At 72.2% G+C, this 6,311-nt stretch carries 3 protein-coding genes; 1 reads left to right on the top strand and 2 read right to left on the bottom strand.

Going from position 1 to position 6,311, the window contains the following annotated elements; all coding sequences use genetic code 11:
• Window positions 1-3,059 (bottom strand): FAD-binding and (Fe-S)-binding domain-containing protein (locus FM076_RS27100; protein WP_173873506.1); only part of this gene is annotated, 3,059 nt, incomplete at its 3' end.
• 70 nt (window positions 3,060-3,129) lie between these two features.
• Complete coding sequence (locus FM076_RS27095) at window positions 3,130-4,287, bottom strand: enolase C-terminal domain-like protein (RefSeq protein WP_173873505.1); 1,158 nt, start codon at window positions 4,285-4,287, stop codon at window positions 3,130-3,132.
• A 182-nt stretch (window positions 4,288-4,469) separates the two neighbouring features.
• Between FM076_RS27095 and FM076_RS27090 the strand changes: the two genes are divergently transcribed.
• Window positions 4,470-6,275 (top strand): thiamine pyrophosphate-requiring protein, encoded by a 1,806-nt coding sequence (locus FM076_RS27090; RefSeq protein ID WP_173873504.1) that lies wholly within the window; start codon window positions 4,470-4,472, stop codon window positions 6,273-6,275.
• Window positions 6,276-6,311 lie beyond the last annotated feature (36 nt).

The raw sequence follows: 6,311 nt of genomic DNA, 5'->3' as shown, positions 1-6,311 counted from the left end.
GGCTCTGCCCTGCTGCCGGGGGCGCCCTCTCCCCGGTAGGCGCGCCGGACCAGTTCGGCCAGGTGCACCGCTTCGCGGCCGGTGCCCGCGTGGTCCAGCTGGGTCTTGCAGGAGAAGCCGTTGGCGACCACGGCGGTCTCCGGCGCGGCGTCGCGGACGGCGGGCAGCAGGGCCTGTTCGCCGCAGTCCATGGAGATGCCGTACCGGCCCTTCTCGAAGCCCCAGGAGCCGGCCAGGCCGCAGCAGCCGCCGGTCAGGTCCCGCGCCCGCACGCCCAGCTTCTCCAGCAGCTTCCGGTCGGCTTCGGTGCCGCCGGTGGCGCGCTGGTGGCAGTGGCCCCACAGCAGCGCGTCGCCGGCGCCGTCCAGCTGGGGCGGGCTGATGCCGAAGGTCTCGAAGAACTCCGCGAAGTGGTGGGCCTGGCGGGCGAGCCGGCGGGCGTCGTCGTCGTGCGGGAGGAGTTTGGTCAGCTCGTCCTTGAAGACGGCCAGGCAGCTGGGTTCCATGCCGACCACCGGGGTGCCGGCCCGCAGGTGGGGGCGGAGCGCGTCGAGCACGGTGTTCAGGTAGCGCTCGGCGGCGTCCAGGAAGCCGAAGTCGTAGAGGGGGCGGCCGCAGCACACGTGCTGCCGGGGCATGACGACGGACCAGCCCGCGGCCTCCACGGCTTCCACGCAGGCGACGCCGACATCGGTGTCGAAGTAGTTGTTGAAGGTGTCGGGGAAGAGGACGACGGGCCGCCCGCCCGGGTTGGCGGTGCCGCCGCGCTCGCGGTACCAGCGCTGGAGCGTCATCGGCGCGAAGGCCGGCAGCGGGCGGTGCCGGTCGACGCCGGCGGCGAACCGGGCCAGGTGGGCGAGGCCGGGGGTGCGGGTGACGAGGTTGGCGGCCTCGGGCGCCAGCGAGGCCAGCCGCGCGGTTTGGTCGATGAAGCCGAAGGCGTAGGCGCTGCGGGGGCGCCAGCGGCGGGCGCTCTTGTAGTGGTGGTGCAGGAACTCGGCCTTGTAGGTGGGCATGTCCACGTTGACCGGGCAGTCGTTGGTGCAGCCCTTGCAGGCCAGGCACAGGTCGAGTGCGTCCGCGACCTCCTTGGACTGCCAGCCGTCCTTGACGGTCTCGCCGCGCAGCATCTCGTGCAGCAGCCTGGCCCGCCCCCGGGTGGTGTGCTTCTCCTCGCGGGTCACCTGGAAGCTGGGGCACATGGTCTGGCCGGACTCGGTGGCCTCGGGCACCCGGCAGGCGCCGACGCCCACGCAGCGCAGGGAGGCGTGCGCGAAGTCGCCGTTGTCCTCGGGGTAGGAGAACCTCACCTCGGGCCGGGGCGGGTTGTAGGAGGCGCCCAGCTTCAGGTCCTCGTCGAGCCGGTAGGCGTCCACGACCTTGCCGGGGTTCATCCTGGCCTCGGGGTCCCAGATCTGTTTGAACTCGCGCATGGCCTGGACGAGTTCGGCGCCGTACTGCCGCTCCAGCAGTTCACCGCGCTGCTGCCCGTCCCCGTGCTCCCCCGAGAGGGAGCCGCCGAAGGACGCCACCAGGTCGGCGGCCTCCTCCAGGAAGGCGCGGTAGTTCGCCACGCCCTCGGCGCTGAACATGTCGAAGCTGATCCGCGAGTGGACGCAGCCCTGGGCGAAGTGCCCGTACATGGCGCCGCGCAGCCCGTGCCGGTCCAGCAGCCGGCGCAGCGCGGGCAGGTACTCGGCGAGCCGCTGGGGCGGTACGGCCGAGTCCTCCCAGCCGGGCCAGTGGTCGCCGTCGGGCGGGAAGGCGGTGGCGCCCAGTCCGCCCTCGCGGACGGTCCACAGGTTCTTGGCCGTCTCCTCGTCCTGGTCGCTGGTGGTGACCCGGTCGGCCGCGTAGCCGCGCTCGCCGATCAGCCACTCGCGGAAGCGGCGGGCCTGGTCGCGGGCCTCCTCCAGCGTGTCGGCGCCGAACTGGACGAGCAGCCAGGCGGCACCGCCCTGGTGGGGCAGCTCCTTGAGGGAGGAGAGGTTCATGTGCTGGAGCTTCTGGTCCTGGATGAGCTGCTCGTCGAGGGCCTCCAGACCGATGGGGCGGAACCTGGTCGCGCAGATGTCCGCGTCCCTGGCGGCGTCCACCAGGTGGTCGTAGGCGACGACGACGAGCGTGCGCTCCAGCAGCGCCGGGGTGAGCAGCACCTCGGCGCGCAGCACGGTGGCGCAGGTGGACTCGGTGCCCACCAGGGCGCGGGCGACGTTGAAGCCGTTCTCGGGCAGCAGCTCGTCCAGGTTGTAGCCGGAGACCCGGCGGGGCATCTCGGCCACCGGGGGGAAGCCCGCGCGGATGGCGTCCGCGTAGCGGTCGCGCAGGTCCCGCAGCTTGGCGTAGATCTCGCCCTTGGGCCCGCCCGCGGCGATGATCGCGTCGAGGTCCTTCTCCTCGTCGACGCCGACCCGGAAGCGGTCGCCGCCGTAGGTGACGACCTCCAGCGCGTGCACGTTGTCGGAGGTGCGCGGGCCCGGCCCGTACAGCTGGGCCTGCACCGAGTGGGTGCCGCAGGAGTTGTTGCCGATGTTGCCGCCCAGCGTGCAGCGGGAGTGCGTGGAGGGGTCGGGGCCGAAGACGAGGTTCCAGCGGCCGGTGTGCCGGTTGAGGGTCTCGTTGATGACGCCGGGCTCCACGGTGACCCGGCGGTTGGCGGCGTCCACCTCGCCGATGCGGGTGAGGTACTTGGAGTGGTCGATGACGACGGCGTAGTTGACGGTCTCCCCCGACAGGCTGGTGCCGCCGCCGCGGTTGAGGACCGGGGCCCCGTACTCGCGGCAGACCCGGTGGACGGCGACCACGTCCTCGACGGTCCTGGGGACGACGACGCCGATGGGGACCTGGCGGAAGTTGGAGGCGTCGTGGGAGTACAGCGCCTTGGAGGCGGCGTCGAAGCGGACCTCGCCCTCCACCGCGTCCCTCAGAGCCCTGGCCAGCCTGCCCACGGCGATCACCTGCCGCGCCCGTGGCGGCCCCGCGAGTGCGGGGGACGTTTTGGCGGGGACCTGCTCGGTGCGTGCCGAGGTGCCGGGGAAGGGCCTGGGGGTGTGGGCCATCTGCGATCGCCTTCCGTCGTGAACTCGTGGGTACCGCTGTCGGGGGTGCGCGCCGTCGCAGTGGCGGCGCTCAGCCGGGGCGGCGGCCGTGGACCCGGTAGGGCTCGGCGTCGGCCCACCGCGGCCTCAGCCCCAGCCCGGGCCGGTCCCGGGCGGGCCGCAGGGCGCCGTCCACCGGGCGGAGCACTCCGTCGAACACCAGGTGCTCGGCGCGCACGTGGTCGTGGAAGTACTCCAGGTGGCGCAGCCGCTCGACGGCGCAGAAGGCGTGTGCCGAGACGGCCGGGGCGCAGTGCGCCGACAGGTCCACGCGGTGCGCCGCCGCCAGCCCAGCGACCTGGAGGAGCCCGGTGATGCCGCCGCAGCGCGTCACATCGGCCTGGAGGCAGTCCACGGCGCCCGCCTCCAGCAGCGCGGCGAAGTCCCCGAGGACGTAGCCGTACTCCCCCGCCGCGATCTCCAGCCGCCCCGGGCCCTGGTCCCGCAGCAGCCGCAGCCCCTCGGTGTCCTCCGAGGAGACGGGCTCCTCCAGCCACCGCACGTCCCACTCCTCGGCCAGTCGCCGCGCCCAGTAGAGGGCCTCTTTGCGGCTCAGCGCCCCGTTGGCGTCGGTCAGCAGTTCGGTGTGCGGGCCGACGGCCTCGCGGGCCGCCGTCAGCCGGGCGGGGTCCTGGCCGGGACGGCGGGCGATCTTGAGCTTCACCCGGGGAATGCCCTGCTCGGCCCAGCCGGCGAGCTGCTCGGTCAGCCGGGGGCGGGAGTAGTTGGTGAAGCCGCCGCTGCCGTAGACGGGGACCTCGTCGTGGACGGCGGGCAGCAGCCGGAACAGCGGCAGCCCCAGCAGCCGCGCCTTGAGGTCCCACAGGGCGATGTCCACGGCGGAGAGCGCCATGGCGCCCGGTCCGGAGCGGCCCGCGTTGCGCACGGCGGCGCCCATGCGGTGCCACAGCGCGGCGGGCGCGAGCGCGTCCTGGCCGCGCACCACCCCGCTGAGCTGGGATTCGACGAATCCGGCGACCGAGACGTCACCGTAGGTGTAGCCCACCCCCGTCTCTCCGCCCGCGTGCACCTGGACGAGGACCATGGTGGTCGCCTGCCAGCGCAGGGTGCCGTCCTCCTCGGCGCCGTCGGGGCCGTCGGTGGGCACGCGGAAGGCGTGGACGCACACGTCCTCGACGCGTACCGGGTCCTCCGCACGGGTCCCGGCCGCCTCCTGCCCGGCTGCCATCCGGTCCCACCCTCCGCCCTGTGTCGCGCGTGGTCGGGCTGTCGTCACCGACCGGTCATGGGTACCTCGTGCGGGCGGCGCGAAACGGGTGGGCGCATCCGCAGTAGCGGGCGGTTTGCGGCCCGCCTCGGCGTGGGACCCGGGGCCAGACCGTCGCGTCGACCAGGTGAATGGGAGTTCCAATGGCGCAGCAGGTAGCCGACTACGTTCTCAGCCGCCTTCGCGAGTGGGGCGTGCACCGGGTCTACGGGTACCCAGGCGACGGCATCAACGGCATGCTCGGCGCCTTCGACCGGGCGAAGGGCGATCCGGAGTTCATCCAGACGAGGCACGAGGAGATGGCGGCGTTCATGGCGTGCGGGCACGCCAAGTTCACCGGCGAGGTCGGGGTCTGCGCCGCCACGTCGGGTCCCGGTGCCATCCACCTGCTCAACGGGCTGTACGACGCGAAGCTGGACCACCAGCCGGTGGTGGCTCTCGTCGGCCAGCAGAAGCGGCTCGCCCAGGGCACCCACTACCAGCAGGAGGTGGCCCTCGAGCAGCTGTTCGCGGACGTCTCGGAGTTCTGCCAGATCGTCATGCACCCGGGCCAGATGCGGCATGTGATCGACCGGGCCTTCAAGACGGCGCTGACCACGCGCGGGGTCGCCACGATCATCGTCCCCGAGGACATCCAGGAGGCCGACGCCCAGCCCTCGCCGCCCAAGACGCACGGCTCGGTCTTCTCCAGCGTCGGCTGGAGCCGGCCGCGGGTGCTGCCGAACACCGAGGAGCTGCGCAAGGCGGCCGACGTCCTCAACGAGGGCAGGAAGGTCGCCATACTGATCGGGCAGGGCGCGGCCCACGCGGAGGAGGAGGTCGTCGAGGCGGCCGAGCTGCTGGGCGCGGGGGTGGCCAAGGCCCTGCTGGGGCGTCAGGTGGTCTCCGACGAGTTGCCGTTCGTCACCGGCCCGATCGGTCTGCTCGGTTCGAAGGCCAGCGACGAGATGATCATGAACTGCGACACCCTGTTCATGATCGGCACCAGCTTCCCGTACGCGGAGTGGCTGCCGGACGAGGGGCAGTGCAGGGGCGTCGAGATCGACATCGACGGCCGCATGATCGGTATCCGCTACCCCATGGACGCCCATCTGGTGGGGGACGCCAAGGAGACGCTCAAGGAACTCATCCCCCTGCTGCACCGCAAGGAGGACCGCTCCTGGCGGGAGAAGATCGAGGAGAACGTCCGCACCTGGAACACCGTGCTGGAGAAGCGGGCCGGGCAGACGTTCGACGGCAAGATCAATCCGCAGGCCGTCGCGCACCAGGTCTCCGCGCTGCTGCCCGACAACGCCATCCTCACCGCCGACTCGGGCTCGGCCACCAACTGGTGGGCCCGCCACATCAAGCTCCGCAAGGGCATGCGCGCCTCCCTCTCCGGCACCCTGGCCACCATGGGGCCGGGGGTGCCGTACGCCATCGCGGCGCGGTTCGCCTACCCGGACCACCCGGTGATCGCCTTCGTCGGCGACGGCGCGTTCCAGATGAACGGCATGAACGAGATGATCACCGTCAAGCGCTACGCGGACCGCATGGCGGGCTCACCGCCACTGGTCTTCTGCGTCCTCAACAACCAGGATCTCAACCAGGTCACCTGGGAACAGCGTGCCATGGGCGGCGACCCGAAGTACCCCGGCTCCCAGTACCTGCCGGACTTCCCCTACGCCGAGTACGCGGAACTCACCGGCCTGCGCGGCATCCGCTGCGACGACCCGGAGAAGGTCACCTCCGCCTGGGAGGAGGCGCTCGCCAGCGACCGCCCCGTCGTCCTGGAGTTCGTGGTCGACAACGAGATCGCCCCCATCCCGCCCCACATCATGAAGGAACAGGCCAAGAAGGCCGTCAAGGCGGGTATCCGGGACCCGGAGCGCACCGGCATCGCCGCGCGCGGCTTCCGCCAGAAGCTCACCGACGTCTACGAGAACCTTCCCGGCCGCAAGCACGACTGACCCGCTCCGCCCCTTCCCGTGCCCGCCCGGACCGGC

It is taken from the genome of Streptomyces albus subsp. chlorinus, from assembly GCF_013302895.1.
GTDB lineage: Bacteria > Actinomycetota > Actinomycetes > Streptomycetales > Streptomycetaceae > Streptomyces > Streptomyces chlorinus.
Note: the sequence above shows the minus strand (reverse complement) of the source record. Positions and strands in the feature narration are given on the sequence as shown.

Excerpts from the sequence above, each read along its gene's own strand:
- FM076_RS27095 (WP_173873505.1), bottom strand. The coding sequence starts at position 4,287 with ATGGCAGCCGGGCAGGAGGCGGCCGGGACCCGTGCGGAGGACCCGGTA.
- FM076_RS27090 (WP_173873504.1), top strand. The coding sequence starts at position 4,470 with ATGGCGCAGCAGGTAGCCGACTACGTTCTCAGCCGCCTTCGCGAGTGG.